The sequence below is a fragment of the Halomonas sp. IOP_14 genome (genome assembly GCF_021021315.1).
GTDB classification, from domain to species: Bacteria; Pseudomonadota; Gammaproteobacteria; order Pseudomonadales; family Halomonadaceae; genus Vreelandella; species Vreelandella titanicae.
In genome coordinates, this window is sequence record NZ_JAINWD010000004.1 from 39085 (window position 1) to 54502 (window position 15418).

The window sequence follows — 15418 nt, forward strand, 5'->3', positions numbered from 1 at the left end:
CATGTCGACAACGCTAACCGTCGCTGTTGTGCAGCAACCCGCGTGGCCGGACAAAGCCCAAAGCCTGTCAGCAAGCGAAGAAGGTATCCGTAGCGCCGCTAAACAAGGCGCGCAGTTGGTACTGCTACAAGAACTGCACGCCACCCACTACTTCTGCCAATTTGAAGACCCTGCCCTGTTTGATCTAGCGGAACCGCTGGATGGCCCTACCGGCCAGCGCCTGGCGGCGCTCGCTAAAGAGTTGAATATTGTGCTGGTTGGGTCGCTATTTGAACGCCGCGCTCCAGGGCTATACCACAATACTGCGGTGGTCTATGACCGCGCCAAGGGCCGGGTAGGTCAGTATCGTAAGATGCACATTCCCGATGATCCCGGGTTTTATGAGAAGTTTTACTTCACGCCGGGTGATCATGACAGCACCCGCGGAGAAGGCTTTACTCCGATCGAAACATCCGTGGGCCGTCTCGGCGTCTTGGTCTGCTGGGATCAGTGGTACCCCGAAGCCGCCCGTCTTATGGCGCTAGCCGGTGCCGATTTACTGCTCTACCCCACGGCGATCGGCTGGGATCCCAATGACGACGGGGAAGAAAAGAGCCGCCAAAAAGATGCCTGGACAGTGATTCAGCGCGCCCACGGTGTCGCCAACGGCTTGCCGGTTCTAGTCGCCAACCGGGTTGGCTTTGAGGCGGATCATTCTGGGGTGGGAGACGGCATTCAGTTCTGGGGCGGCAGCTTCGTCTGCGGACCACAAGGTGAACTATTGGCCCATGCGGGGGAAGAGACTGAACAGTTAGTCGTTCAGCTGGATATGGCGCGCAGTGAAAATACCCGCCGCATCTGGCCCTATCTGCGCGATCGTCGTGTGGACGCTTATGGGGATCTGACTCGCCGCTACCGCGACTAGTAGGCTTGGCCTTAGTCTTAAAGATGAAAACGTAAAAACGCCTGCCTTGGCTAAATACCGAGGCAGGCGTTTTTCATTATATAACGCTCTTTTTATGCGTTCTGGCTTGGCGTGTTATTTCCAGAAATCGCGGATCGATGCGATTCCTTGAGCGCCCACGGCACGGGCATGATTGGCATCAAAGCGCGTCATGCCACCCAGTGCGAATACCGGCATGCCTGCGCGCTCTACCAACTGCTGGAAATCATGCCAGCCGAGCGGGAATACTTCCGGGTGTGACGGTGTGGTGCGCAGCGGCGATAAGCTAACAAAGTCGCAGCCTAACACCGCCGCCTGGGTAAGCTGGGTTTGGTTGTGTGTTGATGCGGACAGCCACTTGCTTTCGGCAATCGGACGACGCTCGAGCTGCATCAAACGCTCGCTGGTCAAATGAATGCCATCGGCGTCAATGTGATCAAGCAGCGTCGGCTCACCATTGAGCAGCAGTCGCGCGCCGTGCTTACGACACAGGCTCAAGGCACGCTGGGCACGAGCCAGATAAGCCGCTTCATCCAACTGCTTGGCGCGCAGTTGTACCAGGCGAATTTTGTCTTCACGCAGCGCGCGTTCCAAAAACGCATCGAAACGCGCCTCATCCAACTCTTCCCCGGTAATTAAATACTCGGTAGGCAACCTTACCGCTCGCAGAATCGGCAAATTAGCCGCCGGGAAGGGGTAGTTGGAGAGCTCGCTCATGGGCACCCAGCGCACCGCCTGCCCTTCACGACCAAAGGGCTCGCCAGCAAACTCATGCACTTGCCATACATCGAGCAAGATATGCTTGTCGGGGTACTCATGGTGGACGCGAATCAACGGCTGGGCACAAACAATCTCAACGCCTAGCTCTTCGTGCAGCTCACGCTTTAACCCTTCAAGACCTGTTTCATAAGGGGCCAGTTTGCCGCCTGGAAACTCCCAAAGCCCGCCATGATCTACGTTTGATGGCCGACGAGCGATCAGTACTTGCTGTTGATCGGCGCTGATAATCGCTGCCGCCGCGACGTGAACCCGTCGTTTTACCTTTATGCTCATAGACTCATATACTCGTTACGTCTTTATCCACTGCGTGCACCAATGCTAAAGGCATCGGTGCTATATCGCTGCGTGTGCCCACTACCCCTGCCAACCAACGCCCCACACAGGGGGAGACTGATTAGCTGCGGTAATCCGCGTTAATAGACACATAGTCATGGGAGAGGTCGGAGGTCCATACCGTGGCACTTTCCTCGCCGCGCCCCAAGTTAATGCGAATGGTAATTTCTGACTCGGCCATGACGGCGCTTCCTGCCGCTTCGGTATAGCCTGCAGCACGCCCGCCATTTTCAACTAGACGTACATCGCCTAAATCAATCACCACACGGTTGACATCAAAGTCGCTTACAGGCGCTCGTCCTACCGCGGCCAAAATACGTCCCCAATTAGCATCTGAAGCGTAAAGCGCTGTTTTGACTAGCGGTGAGTGCGCAACAGTAAAGGCCACATCGAGCGCCTCTTGACGACTTTTCGCTTCGTCGACCTGAAGGGTAACGAATTTGGTTGCGCCCTCGGCGTCGCGAATAATCGCCTGCGCCAGCTCGGTCATTACCCGCTGCAAGGCGTTGCTGAAAACGGCAATCTGCTCATCATCGGCAATGCGGGGGCCTGTGCCGGTCGCTGCCAACATACAAGCGTCATTGGTAGAGGTATCGCTATCCACCGTGATGCAGTTAAACGAGCGATCGACGGTTTCACGCAGTAGCCGATCCAGCAGCGGTGCTTCGATAGTTGCATCGGTCACCACAAAGCCCAGCATGGTCGCCATATTGGGCTTGATCATGCCAGACCCTTTCGTGATGCCGTTAATCGTTACCTGCTGATTGCCTATTTCAACCGTGACACTGGCGCCTTTGGCACGAGTATCGGTGGTTAAAATACCTTGGCCTGCGTGTTCCCAGGCAACACTGTCGCTGGCCATGCTTTCAAGCGCCGGTGCCAATCCCGCTAGCAGACGCTCCATCGGCAGCGGCTCGCCAATTACGCCGGTTGAAAACGGCAGCACGTCCTGCGACGACACACCGGCTTGTTTAGCCAGTTCTGCACAGCTAGCCCTGGCATCCCGCAAACCTGCTTCACCCGTACCTGCGTTAGCATTGCCAGTGTTGATCAGCCAAAAGCGTGGCGAACGGTGTTCTGCCCGGCACTGCTCAAGGTGTTGCTTGGCCACCAAAACGGGCGCTGCGCAGAACGCATTACGGGTAAAGACCCCAGACACCGTCACGGTCTCGGGCAGTTCAATCACCACTACATCACGACGATCCGGCTTTTTGATACCCGCCATTGCAACCCCCAGGCGCACCCCTTTTAGGGGTGGCAACTCTGGAAAGGGAGTGTTTCCAACCGCCATGATTTTCTCCTTTAGACAAAGACCGTTTCACAGACCGTCTCAAAAAACGGTCTCAAAACGGGCGCCGTTAGCTTAGTTTTCCACAGCACTGCTTGTACTTTTTACCCGAGCCACAAAAACACGGGTCGTTGCGGCCCACTTTCGGGCCTTCGCGACGCACAGGGCGACCATCAACACCAGGCGCTTCCTGCTCAGTTTCGGGCTGCTCCTGGGTCGGGGTGTCATGACGGCTTGCCGCCGTGGCGGTTTCCCGCGCCAGCGCTTCGCGGCGCTGTTGCTCAAGGGCGTCTACTTCCTCGGGCTGACGAACCTGTACGTGGCTCAGAATACGCGTCACATCGGCTTTAATGTGCTCTAACAGCTGCTGGAAGAGTTCAAAGGATTCACGCTTGTACTCTTGCTTGGGGTTTTTCTGAGCATAGCCACGTAGGTGGATACCGCGACGCAAATGATCCATCGACTGAAGGTGTTCTTTCCAACGCGTGTCCAGCACTTGCAGCATGACCTGCTTCTCAAAGCGACGAATCAGCTTCTCGCCAGCCGCCTCGATTTTGGCTGCATAGGCCTCGCGGTGCATAGTCTGCAGCCGTTCACGCAACTGCTCTTCACTAAAGCGATCATCTTCGGCGGCCCATTTAACCACCGGTGCGTCAAGGTTGAACTCCGTCTTCAAGTGCGCTTCCAAGCCGGGCAGATCCCACTGCTCGGGCAGGCTTTGGGGCGGCACGTAGTCGCTGATGGCCGTCTCCATCACCTCTTCGCGGATACCAATAACGGCATCAGCCACATCGTCCGCGGCCAGAATCTCATTGCGCTGGTCGTAGATCACCCGGCGCTGATCGTTGGCAACGTCGTCGTACTCAAGTAGCTGCTTACGAATATCGAAGTTACGCCCTTCGACTTTCTTCTGGGCACGCTCAACGGCGTTAGAGACCATCTTATGCTCAATGGCTTCGCCATGCTCAAGCCCCAATGCCTGCATCAAGCGTTTGACGCGGTCAGAGCCGAACAGGCGCATCAGACTATCTTCAAGCGACAAGAAGAAGCGCGTTGAGCCGGGGTCACCCTGGCGTCCGGCACGGCCACGCAGTTGGTTATCGATACGCCGGGACTCGTGGCGTTCAGAGCCCACCACATGCAGGCCGCCAGCGGCGAGTACACCATCATGGCGCGCTTGCCACTCGACTTTTAACGCTTCAACCTGTTCTTGGCTAGGGTTTTGCAGCTTGGCGACTTCGGCCTCCCAGTTACCCCCTAGAACGATATCGGTGCCACGACCGGCCATGTTGGTGGCGATCGTAATCGCCCCTGGGCGGCCTGCCTGAGCAATGATCTCCGCTTCACTCTGGTGCTGCTTGGCGTTAAGCACATTGAACGTAAGGCCCGCCTCGCGCATCAACTTGGCAAGGTACTCGGATGTCTCAATAGAAGCCGTACCCACCAGCACTGGACGCCCGGCTTCGGTCTCGGTTTTGACATCTTTGATGATCGCTTCGTACTTCTCTTCAGCGCTCAAATAAACCAGATCGTTGAGGTCTTTACGGGCCAGTGGCCGATTGGTGGGAATCACCACCACGTCGAGGCCGTAAATTTGCCGAAACTCAAAGGCTTCAGTATCCGCCGTACCGGTCATCCCGGCGAGCTTTTCATACAGACGGAAGTAGTTCTGGAACGTCGTTGAGGCTAGCGTTTGGCTTTCGCGCTGCACCGTGACGCCCTCTTTGGCCTCGACGGCTTGGTGCAACCCTTCCGACCAGCGGCGCCCGGGCATAGAGCGGCCGGTGTGCTCGTCGACGATCACCACCTGGCCTTCAGAGATGATGTAGTCGACATCACGGTTATAGAGATGGCGGGCACGCAGCGCCGAGTGCATATGCTGAAGCAAGTTAAGGTTTTGCGCGGCATACAGCGACTCTTCATCGCCCAATAAGCCTTCAGCGCGCATCAGCTCTTCAACTTTATTATGCCCTTGCTCGGTTAACTCTACCTGCTTCTGCTTCTCATCGACCAAGAAGTCACCAACAACCGTGGCCTCCTCATCTTCAATCTCTTCGCCTTTTTCTAGCTGCTGGGCAAGTTGATTAACGACTTTATAGAGGTCGGTATTCTCATCGACCGCGCCGGAAATAATCAGCGGCGTACGCGCTTCATCGATAAGAATCGAGTCAACCTCATCGACAATCGCATAGTGCAGGCCACGCTGAACTTTATCTTCTAACGAGAACGCCATGTTATCGCGTAGATAATCGAAGCCGAACTCGTTGTTGGTGCCATAGGTAATGTCGCACTGGTACGCATGACGCTTCTCTTCGCCTGTCTGGCCGGAGAAAATGACGCCAATGGTAAGGCCCAGAAATTCATACAGCGGACGCATCCACTCAGCATCACGGCGAGCCAGGTAGTCGTTCACCGTGACCACGTGCACCCCTTTACCCGGCAATGCATTCAGGTACACCGCCAGCGTCGCCACCAGCGTTTTACCCTCACCGGTTTTCATTTCAGCGATGCGGCCACGGTGCAGGGTCATGCCGCCTACCATCTGCACATCGAAGTGACGCATGCCCATAACGCGCTTACTGGCTTCTCGCACGATCGCAAAGGCGGGCGCTAACAGCGAATCAAGCGACTCACCGGCTTCTAAGCGCTGGCGCAGCTCGGAGGTTTTACCTTGCAGTTCAGCATCGCTAATCGCCTCAAGCTCTGCTTCTAATGCGTTAATCTGCGGCACCTTCTTGTGCATGCGTTTGACATCGCGGTCGTTTTTAGAGCCCACGACTTTTCGTAATAAATTATTAAGCATGAAATATCCAAGTATTCACGAGCGTCCCAGCGGACATTGCCCTTTCAATGCATGCTGTTTATCTCTAGAGCATGCACAAAGTAGATGTATTATCGACAGACTTAGCGGGAAGGCGGGCCGCGCTGGGTCAAGACATCCCGGGCGGCGACCAGCATAGCCATCGGGGCTAGCCAAAGACATAGACGCCGAACAGGCGCAAAGCGCTGGGGGCTTTGAGCAAAACGTTGCAGCGCGCGCCGACGCCTGGCCACCCAGTGGGACTGGGCGCGTAAAATCGCGGGCACCCAGAAACAGATCGTGACGCTACGCTCACCGCCGCGGAATGCATCTGCAGGGCCTAAACTGGCGGGTAAAAGACAACTCACCAACAGACCGGCCAGCCACCAACGCGCTAAACCGTAACGGCGATGGCGCCGCGGCAAAGCTGATTGAACATCAAGCGTAGGTGACATGCTGTAGACCGGCTCCTGAGCGTGGTAGAGTTTACTAATCAGCCATCGGCGAAGGTGGCCGACGTCATTAGTAGCGGTGCCTAAACAGCAGCACCCTAGGAATTAAGCGTATGAGTATAAAGGTTAAGCGTTCTCGCGCACAGCCCATCGCCCGTCTGCTCTCCAAGTCGGGTGATATTAATCAGTTAATGCGCCTATCTCGTCTCATCGATCAGGCCCAGCGACACTTGCGCGCCCACTTGCCCGAAGAGATGCGCGAACATATTTTTGTGGGTGGCTTTAGCGAAGGTCGTTTAACCCTGATTAGCGGTCAGGCGAGCTGGCTGACGTGGTTACGCTTCGAACAGCGGCGCTTATTGGAACTGCTCCATCAACTGCCTGGCTTTGAAGGAGTCAGCGGCTTTACCTTTAAGGTACGCCCTGTACGCCCTATTGTGGCACCAAAGCGTAACACGCGTAGTCTGTCGGCCGACGCGGGCAAAACCCTTTCCGAGTGCGCTGAAGATACTACCAATCCAGCGCTAAAACGTGCCTTGGAACGGCTTGCATCTCATGCTCGGCCAGCCAAGTAACGCTCACACCATTTTCTCTTCCCATCAGGCTTAGTGCCTTATCGCCACACTCTTAAAAGCATAAAGCACCGCCTAAGCGATGCTTTATGAATCAAAAAGTAAAAAAGCGCTAATATAAAAAGCGAAGCCTAGCTACATCACGCCATTGCAGGTGCGGCATAAGAGATCGGCGCAACCGCCTTTTCCTCTTCAAAGGTGACAATTTCATAGGCATCGGGCTGCGCCATCAATTCGCGGCAGAGCTGATTATTGAGTGCGTGGCCAGATTTCACCCCACGGAACTCGCCGATCAGGCTATAACCCAGCTGGTACAAGTCACCGATAGCATCCAATACTTTGTGCTTAACAAACTCATCTTCGTAGCGCAGGCCGCCTTCATTAACGATGCGGTAATCATCCACCACAATGGCGTTGTCTAGACTTCCGCCTAGCGCCAGATTGTTAGAGCGTAAGAACTCTAAGTCACGCATAAATCCAAAAGTACGTGCACGGGAAACTTCTTTAACGAAGGACGTGGTCGAGAAATCGATCAACGCGGTCTGTTTCTGCTGCTCAAAAACAGGATGATCAAAGTCGATTGCAAAGGAGACTTTGAACCCTTGATGGGGTAAGAACACCGCTTCTTTATCGCCATCGGTCACCGCTACACGGTGCTTGATGCGAATGAATTTCTTCGCAGCATCCTGCTCTAAAATTCCCGCTGATTGGATTAAAAACACAAATGGACTCGCACTGCCGTCCATAATAGGCACTTCAGGTTCACTAACATCCACATAGGCGTTATCGATACCCAACCCAGCAAAGGCCGACATCAGGTGCTCAACGGTAGCTACCTTGACCCCGTTAAACACAAGAGCAGTACATAGCTTGGTATCTTCAACCAATTCTGCCCGTGCGGGAACGTGCGCAACGGGATCCAGATCGGTTCTAACAAACACAATCCCAGTATTGGCCGGCGCCGGACGCAGAGCTAAGTGGACTTTTTTGCCAGAATGCAGGCCCACTCCGGTGGCGCGAATGACGTTTTGTAGGGTGCGTTGTCTGATCATGGATAGTAGCCGAGCTCTAATGACGGTAATAACCGCAGGGGAAAAGTTATCAAACAGCGTTCACTTTAACAGCAAACGAGCGTTTTAGCCAATAAAACGCTCGCTCGCTGTTGCAATGAGCCTGATAGCGAGAATCAATCCGCCTGGCGGCGTAGAAACGCGGGGATGTCCAGATAGTCATCGGCTTCGGAAGCGCGACGCTTTTCAGGACGCGGTTTTGCGGCCGCTTCGGGTGCTTCAGCGCGTGCTGTTGCCTGCTGACGCATTACCGTTGGCTGTTGCAACTTGCGGTAATCCGAGGACTCTGCAGCTGACCGACGGGCAGGCTCGCGCGCGGCCGCCTTAGGCTTTTGCCCGTCCAAGCCGGCGGCAACAACAGTGACACGCAGCTCGTCGGACATTTCCATATCAATGGAGGTGCCGACGACAATGGTGGCATCTGGAGACGCAAACTCCTGGACGGTAGCGCCTACATCGTTGAACTCGCCGATCGACAAATCGGGGCCTGCAGTAATGTTGACCAAGATACCGCGTGCGCCGTGAAGGTCGATATCTTCCAGCAGCGGGCTGCGGATCGCTTTCTCGGCGGCTTCGCGAGCACGATTTTCACCCGTGGCACCACCGGTACCCATCATCGCCATGCCCATTTCAGACATAACGGTGCGCACATCAGCAAAATCGACGTTGATGATGCCCGGGCTAGTGATCAGTTCTGCGATACCTTGAACAGCCCCCAGCAGCACATCGTTCGCCGCACTAAAGGCCGTCAGTAGCGTGGCACTCTTGCCCAGCACAGAAAGCAATTTTTCGTTAGGAATAGTGATCAGCGAATCCACATGCTCAGAGAGCTCTTTCATGCCCTCTTCAGCAGCGCGCATACGCTTTGGCCCTTCAAAGGGGAAGGGGCGCGTCACTACCGCAACGGTGAGAATCCCCAGTTCCTTGGCGACCTGGGCAACCACCGGCGCACCCCCTGTGCCCGTACCACCGCCCATACCGGCAGTGATGAAGACCATATCGGCACCGACCAGCAATTCCGCAATGCGTTCGCGGTCTTCCATTGCGGCTTGGCGGCCCACGTCGGGATTGGCACCTGCGCCTAATCCTTTAGTGATTTCGCTACCCAATTGCAACACCGTCTTCGCTGCACAGCGTTTCAGCGCCTGGGCGTCCGTGTTGGCGCAGATAAACTCAACGCCTTCAATATTGCTTTCGACCATGTGGTTAACAGCATTGCCGCCACCGCCGCCAACGCCAACCACTTTGATGACCGCACTGCTCGAGGGTGCGTTATCTACCAATTCGAACATAAGCCCCGTCTCCTGAACCGCGCTTGCGGCCCTGTCAGAAATTTCCTTTGAACCAGCCTTTAATTCTTGCCAGCGCCGAATGGTCTTCCTTGATATCACGCCGGGCAAGCTCGTTACGGCCCTTATGGGCTGCAACCACTCCCCCGTGGCTTCTTAGACCTTGCCCATGACGCGTTTCCTGCAAGGCATAATGCAGCAGACCAACGCCCGTCGCATAAATGGGATTACAAACGACGTCCGCCAAACCTCTTACATTCTGCGGACATGCGATACGAACGGGCATATGGAAAATCTCTTCTGCCAATTCGCTAACCCCTTCCATGCGCGAGGTACCGCCGGTAAGCACTATCCCAGCAGCCACCATGTCTTCATAGCCACTACGGCGCAATTCGTCTCTCACTAGCGTAAATAGCTCTTCGTAGCGTGGTTCTACCACTTCAGCAAGCGCTTGGCGCGATAGATCACGCGCTGGACGATCACCTACGCTAGGTACTTTAATCATTTCATCGCTGGCGGCTAAATGGGTTAGCGCGCAAGCGTATTTAACTTTGATCTCTTCAGCGTGCTGCGTGGGTGTTCGCAACGCCATGGCGATATCGTTAGTGACTTGATCCCCGGCGATAGGAATCACCGCCGTATGGCGTATGGCGCCTTCGCTGAAAATAGCCATATCGGTGGTTCCACCACCAATGTCGACCATACAGACGCCCAGTTCACGCTCATCTTCAGTCAGCACGGCCATACTAGAGGCGAGCTGCTCTAAGATAATAGCATCAACTTCAAGACCGCAACGGCGCACACACTTCTCAATATTCTGCACCGCGTTTAATGCGGCTGTCACTAAGTGCACCTGTGCTTCCAAGCGCACACCGGACATGCCAAGCGGTTCACGAATGCCCCCCTGGGCATCAATCGAGAACTCTTGGGGCAGCACATGCAGCACTCGCTGGCCTTCAGAGATGGCACGCGCCCGCGCGGAGTCAATCACACGTTCAATATCGGAGGGCGTTACCTCACGCTCTTTAATAGCGACAACGCCATCCGAGTTCATTGAACTGATATGGCTGCCTGCCACGCCAACGTATACCGAGTGAATATCACAACCGGCCATTAATTCCGCTTCTTCAACGGCGCGCTGGATAGACTGCACAGTCGATTCAATATTGATCACTACGCCACGCTTCATGCCACGCGAAGGATGCGAACCAATACCTGCAATTTCAATTCCGCCGTCGTCGGTAGGTTGACCGACTATCGCGACGACCTTGGACGTTCCAATGTCCAGCCCGACCACCATATTGGATGCGTTGGGTGAGCCTGCCATGAGTCGGGAAATCTCCTTGCGTCATTGTTAAAAATAAATATAAATAGGGTGGCGCTTAATCTAACGCTTAACATTGAAAGCGTGCTACCCAAAATAATCAGTGCTGCTTTTCAGACAATCGCTAAGTACCAATAGTCGAAATTAAAAACTATTTAATCCGCTTCTGGCCCATAGTATAGAAACAATAGTCGCAATACGACTAGTACAAATCCACAATAATAGGCTTGGGTAGCAATTTAAAGCCGATTACTGGCTTTTTCAACGATGGCAACCACTCACTTTTACACCTTATTTGCATCAAGTAATAGAAGAGCTACTCATCTTGCACCGTAAATTCACTTTCTCCATGCCAAGCAACAGCAACACCGTTAGGGTAGCGCAGGTCAATATAACGAATCTGATCGCCAAGAGACGACAACTCACGCTGCCATGAAGCCGACAATCGTGCTAAGCGCACTTCATGCTGACGCCGACCTAACATCACCCAAGCGCCATCGTTTAATTGTAGCCGCCAGGCACCGCGCGGCTCTAAACGAAGTTGAGTAAGATTCAACGATAACTGTTCAAAGTGAAGTTTTAACCGGTGGTAATAATCCAGCACTTCTTCACTGCTTCCAGCAGGGCCAGCGAGATCGGGTAAACCTGCAGGTGGTGATAATGGCGCAAAAGCGAAAGGCTCACCTTCAGGGTTAAGCAAGAAGTCATCATTCCAGCGTGCGACAGGCTGCTGTTCAACCAGCTCAAACACCAGTGCATTCGGCCACTCACGGGAAATGCGCACTTCGTTTAACCAACCCACTTGCAGTGCACGGTCGCGTAATTCACCCAAATCAGCTGATAACCAGGTGGCATCAACCACCAGGGGCGCCAACTGAGTACGCAGGTAGTCAGCGCTGACGTACTCCCATTCACCGCGAATAGACACACGTTCAATCGGACGATCCAGCCACAGCCAAAGCGCCCGCCCGCCAGCTCCCATAAGTAGCGCCAGCAGGAGAATTCCCAACCAAGCGTTACGCTTTTTCATAAGGCACTTTTTAAAAAGGCGCTTTTAAACAGGTCATTACTCATGCTGTGAACTGCTCGCCTGCGGTATTGAGTATTCGTAACACTAGATCATCAAAGCTAATGCCCGCATGAGCCGCCGCTTGAGGTACCAAACTATGATCGGTCATACCTGGCACCGTATTGACTTCCAACAGCCAAAAACGCCCTTCACTATCACGCATGACATCAACCCGGCCCCAGCCGACTCCACCGATAGCGGCAAACGCCTGCTGGCAAAGCAATGCAAGCTCAGCCTCATGTTGCGCCGACAAACCGCAGGGCAAGTGATACTGGGTGGTATTAGCGATATATTTGGCCTCGTAGTCGTAGAAACCACCCGGTACTTCAACACGAATCGCCGGCAGCACCTGATCACCTAGCAGCGCAACGGTATACTCTTCACCCACCACAAAACGCTCCGCCATCACGCGGGCGTCGAACTGGGCCGCCTCGTGATAAGCCGCTTCAAGCGCTGCCTGGCTTTTTACAATGCTAATACCCAGCGTCGACCCCTCATGCACAGGCTTCACAATCAACGGCAAGCCAAGTTGCTCGACCACGGCGGACCACTCCGCCGTTGCCTCCAACATAATACTTTCCGGAGTGGGTAGCCCAACTGCGCTCCATACCTGCTTGGTGCGCTGCTTATCCATCCCCAGGGCCGAAGCAAGCACCCCGCTGCCGGTATAAGGAATGTCGAGCAGTTCTAGCGCGCCCTGTAGGGTGCCGTCTTCCCCGCCGCGGCCATGCAGAGCCACAAAGACAAGCGAAGGAGCCAGTCGTTCCAAGCCCACTAGGCCGTTGTCGCGGGGATCATAGCCGCAGGCGTTGACACCTTTACGCTGCAGCGCCGCAAGCACCGCCGACCCGCTTTTCAGCGACACCTCGCGTTCAGCAGAGGTGCCACCGTAAACGACAACGACTTTTTCAAGAGACTGGGGAGTTGCTACGTCAACACTCACAGATCCACCTCGTTCATCGCTAGCTGTGCCTGGGCCAGGCGCAGGGAGATCCCACCCACATCACCGGCACCCTGGGTTATTAAAATATCGCCTGGGCGCAATACGTTGGTTAACAGCGCAGGCAGTTCGTGTTTATGCTCGACAAATAGCGGGTCGACGTCACCACGCTGACGAATGGAGCCCGCCAAGGTTTTTCCTTCGGCACCAGGAATAACCGCTTCACCGGCACTGTAAACATCAAGCAGCACAAGCGTATCGACTTGAGAAAGCACCCTGACAAAATCTTCGTATAAATCGCGGGTACGGCTATAGCGATGGGGCTGATAAAGCATGACTAGGCGACGATCTGGCCAGCCTGCACGAATCGCCTGAATGACCATATCAACTTCACGAGGATGGTGGCCATAGTCATCCACCAGCATGATATCGCCGCCCCCTTGAGGTGCAGGGAAATGACCATGCACCTGAAAACGGCGACCAACACCGGCAAAACCTGCCAAACCACTCAAAATAGCGCTATCGCTCACACCAGCATCGGTGGCTACCACAATTGCCGCCATGGCGTTTAGAGCATTGTGGCGCCCCGGCATAGCCAAACGGACATTTAACTGCGCAGCGCCACCAGGGCGTAGCGCCGTGAACGTCACTTCACCGCCACGCTGGGCAAAATCAACAATCCGGTAATCGGCATCGCTATCAAACCCATAGGTCACGAACTGCCGCTTCACCTGTTCACACAGCACGCGCACATGGGGGTCATCGATACACAGCACAGCCAAGCCATAAAACGGCAAGTTGTGTAGGAATTCGATAAAGGTACTTTTGAGCCGTTCAAAGTCGCCGCCATAGGTCGCCATATGGTCAGCATCGATATTGGTGACAACCGACACCATCGGCTGTAGATGCAAAAAGGAGGCGTCGGACTCATCGGCTTCGGCAACTAAATAGTCGCCCTCACCTAAGCGGGCATTGGCACCGGCACTGGTCAGCTTGCCACCAATCACAAAGGTGGGATCGAGCCCCCCTTCAGCCAGCAATGTTGCCGTCAAGCTGGTCGTGGTGGTTTTACCATGGGTACCCGCCACGGCAATACCGTGACGAAAACGCATTAGTTCAGCGAGCATTTCAGCCCGGCGCACCACCGGCACGCGGTGCTCATGGGCCCAGCGTATTTCCGGATTGGTTTCATCAATGGCGCTCGACACCACCACCACATCAGCGCCCTCGACATTGGCCTCGGCATGCCCGATCGCCACACCAACACCGCATTGCCGCAGCCGCTCCACGACCGAAGAGGTTTTCGCATCACTACCGCTCACGGTGTAACCTTGATTCGCTAACACCTCGGCAATACCGCACATCCCTGCGCCACCAATGCCGACAAAATGGAGTCGCCGAATTCGGCGCATGCCGGGGCCAGCGGCAGAACGTGAGGGTGTCATGGTTTTGTCTGAATCGATCACGCAGAGTCTCCTAACGGCACCATCGCCAAACACCCTTCAGCCAAGCGCTTTGTGGCGTCTAAATGGGCGGCCTGACGTGCATTCGCCGCCATCGCAGCCAGGGTATTTGGGACGAGCAATTGATTTAAAAATTCACTTAACCGCTCAACGGTGAGCTCAGACTGAACCACGCACTTTGCCGCCCCCGCCTTGACGAGTACCTGGGCGTTGATCCGCTGATGGTCATCAACGGCAAAAGGAAACGGCACTAGCAGCGCTGGCTTGGCCGCGGCAGCCAACTCCGCGACAGTCAAGGCGCCTGAGCGACACACCACTAAGTCGGCCCACTCATAGGCAGCGGCCATATCGTCAATAAAGGGGCTAACCTCGGCGCTCACGCCGTGCTGCTGATAATTTTCAGCAGTGGTCTTTTCACGGTTTTTACCCGCCTGATGGCGCACCTGGGGGCGACGCTCAATGGGCAGAGCTGCCAGCGCGGGGGCCAGGCGCTCGTTAAGGGCGACGGCACCGAGCGAGCCTCCCACCACCAGCAACCGCAGAGGCCTTGCAGAGAGGCTCTCCGCATCTTTTGGGGTATTCCCTAAGGCGGCGATATCGTCACGCACTGGATTGCCAATGACGTCGGCACGCGCCCCAAAGGCCTCGGGGAAAGCGGCATAGGTACGCTTGGCGAGTCGTGACAGCACGCGATTGGTCAGGCCTGCCACGGCATTCTGCTCATGAATCACTAAAGGAACGCGCGTCAGCCAAGCGGCTAACCCGCCAGGACCACTGGCAAAGCCACCCAAGCCGACCACCACATGAGGCTTGAATTCGCGAATAACCGCACGCGCCTGCAGTACCGCACGACTCAGGTTTAGCGGTGCTTTTAGCCAGCCCGTCAAGCCATTGCCGCGCAGCCCACTAACCGCAATGGTATGTAATTTAATGCCCGCTTCGGGCACCAGGCGGTTTTCAATTCCTCTAGGACTGCCCAACCACTCAACGTCGACCTGCTGCGCCTGCAAAGCGTTGGCGAGTGACAAGGCTGGGAACACGTGGCCGCCGGTGCCCCCCGCCATAATCAGTACTCGTCGGCTAACGTTAGTCGTCACATCAAACTCCTGGTAGCAC

Annotated in this window: 13 protein-coding genes; 2 read left to right on the plus strand and 11 right to left on the minus strand. The window is 55.2% G+C overall.

The window, feature by feature from the left end; all coding sequences use genetic code 11:
• Window position 1: 1 nt before the first annotated feature.
• Window positions 2-904: a carbon-nitrogen hydrolase gene (locus tag K7H09_RS04710; RefSeq protein ID WP_022523893.1), complete on the plus strand. Its 903-nt coding sequence runs from the start codon at window positions 2-4 to the stop codon at window positions 902-904.
• Window positions 905-1018: 114 nt separating this feature from the next.
• Here K7H09_RS04710 and K7H09_RS04715 read toward each other — a convergent pair whose 3' ends face one another.
• From K7H09_RS04715 to K7H09_RS04730, 4 genes are all read right to left on the minus strand, one after another.
• Complete coding sequence (locus K7H09_RS04715; protein WP_009286398.1) at window positions 1019-1975, minus strand: Nudix family hydrolase; 957 nt, start codon at window positions 1973-1975, stop codon at window positions 1019-1021.
• Between the two features lie 121 nt (window positions 1976-2096).
• Entirely contained in the window at window positions 2097-3326 is a 1230-nt protein-coding gene (argJ, locus tag K7H09_RS04720; RefSeq protein WP_027959100.1) for a bifunctional glutamate N-acetyltransferase/amino-acid acetyltransferase ArgJ, read from the minus strand.
• 67 nt (window positions 3327-3393) lie between these two features.
• The gene (secA, locus tag K7H09_RS04725) at window positions 3394-6126 is read right to left on the minus strand and encodes a preprotein translocase subunit SecA (RefSeq protein ID WP_230803820.1); all 2733 of its coding nucleotides are present in this window, start codon (window positions 6124-6126) and stop codon (window positions 3394-3396) included.
• A 101-nt stretch (window positions 6127-6227) separates the two neighbouring features.
• Window positions 6228-6578 carry a hypothetical protein gene (locus K7H09_RS04730; protein ID WP_022523897.1) on the minus strand — a complete coding sequence of 117 codons (351 nt, stop codon included), beginning with the start codon at window positions 6576-6578 and terminating at the stop codon, window positions 6228-6230.
• Window positions 6579-6688: 110 nt separating this feature from the next.
• Between K7H09_RS04730 and K7H09_RS04735 the strand changes: the two genes are divergently transcribed.
• Window positions 6689-7150: a DUF721 domain-containing protein gene (locus K7H09_RS04735; RefSeq protein ID WP_009286397.1), complete on the plus strand. Its 462-nt coding sequence runs from the start codon at window positions 6689-6691 to the stop codon at window positions 7148-7150.
• A gap of 137 nt (window positions 7151-7287) precedes the next feature.
• Here the strand turns inward: K7H09_RS04735 and lpxC are convergent, their stop codons facing one another.
• From lpxC to murG, 7 genes are all read right to left on the minus strand, one after another.
• Window positions 7288-8199: a UDP-3-O-acyl-N-acetylglucosamine deacetylase gene (gene lpxC, locus K7H09_RS04740; protein WP_009286396.1), complete on the minus strand. Its 912-nt coding sequence runs from the start codon at window positions 8197-8199 to the stop codon at window positions 7288-7290.
• Between the two features lie 134 nt (window positions 8200-8333).
• A complete protein-coding gene (ftsZ, locus tag K7H09_RS04745) occupies window positions 8334-9509 on the minus strand; it encodes a cell division protein FtsZ (RefSeq protein ID WP_022523898.1) in 1176 nt (391 codons plus the stop codon).
• A gap of 34 nt (window positions 9510-9543) precedes the next feature.
• Window positions 9544-10833, minus strand: coding sequence for a cell division protein FtsA (ftsA, locus tag K7H09_RS04750; protein ID WP_022523899.1), 1290 nt, complete (start codon window positions 10831-10833; stop codon window positions 9544-9546).
• Between the two features lie 313 nt (window positions 10834-11146).
• Window positions 11147-11860, minus strand: coding sequence for a cell division protein FtsQ/DivIB (locus tag K7H09_RS04755; protein ID WP_009286395.1), 714 nt, complete (start codon window positions 11858-11860; stop codon window positions 11147-11149).
• A gap of 40 nt (window positions 11861-11900) precedes the next feature.
• Window positions 11901-12842: a D-alanine--D-alanine ligase gene (locus K7H09_RS04760; protein WP_009286394.1), complete on the minus strand. Its 942-nt coding sequence runs from the start codon at window positions 12840-12842 to the stop codon at window positions 11901-11903.
• Complete coding sequence (murC, locus tag K7H09_RS04765; protein ID WP_041158156.1) at window positions 12839-14284, minus strand: UDP-N-acetylmuramate--L-alanine ligase; 1446 nt, start codon at window positions 14282-14284, stop codon at window positions 12839-12841. Before murC ends, K7H09_RS04760 begins: the two co-directional genes overlap by 4 nt.
• Before the next feature lie 17 nt (window positions 14285-14301).
• A complete protein-coding gene (murG, locus tag K7H09_RS04770; protein ID WP_330165614.1) occupies window positions 14302-15399 on the minus strand; it encodes an undecaprenyldiphospho-muramoylpentapeptide beta-N-acetylglucosaminyltransferase in 1098 nt (365 codons plus the stop codon).
• Window positions 15400-15418 lie beyond the last annotated feature (19 nt).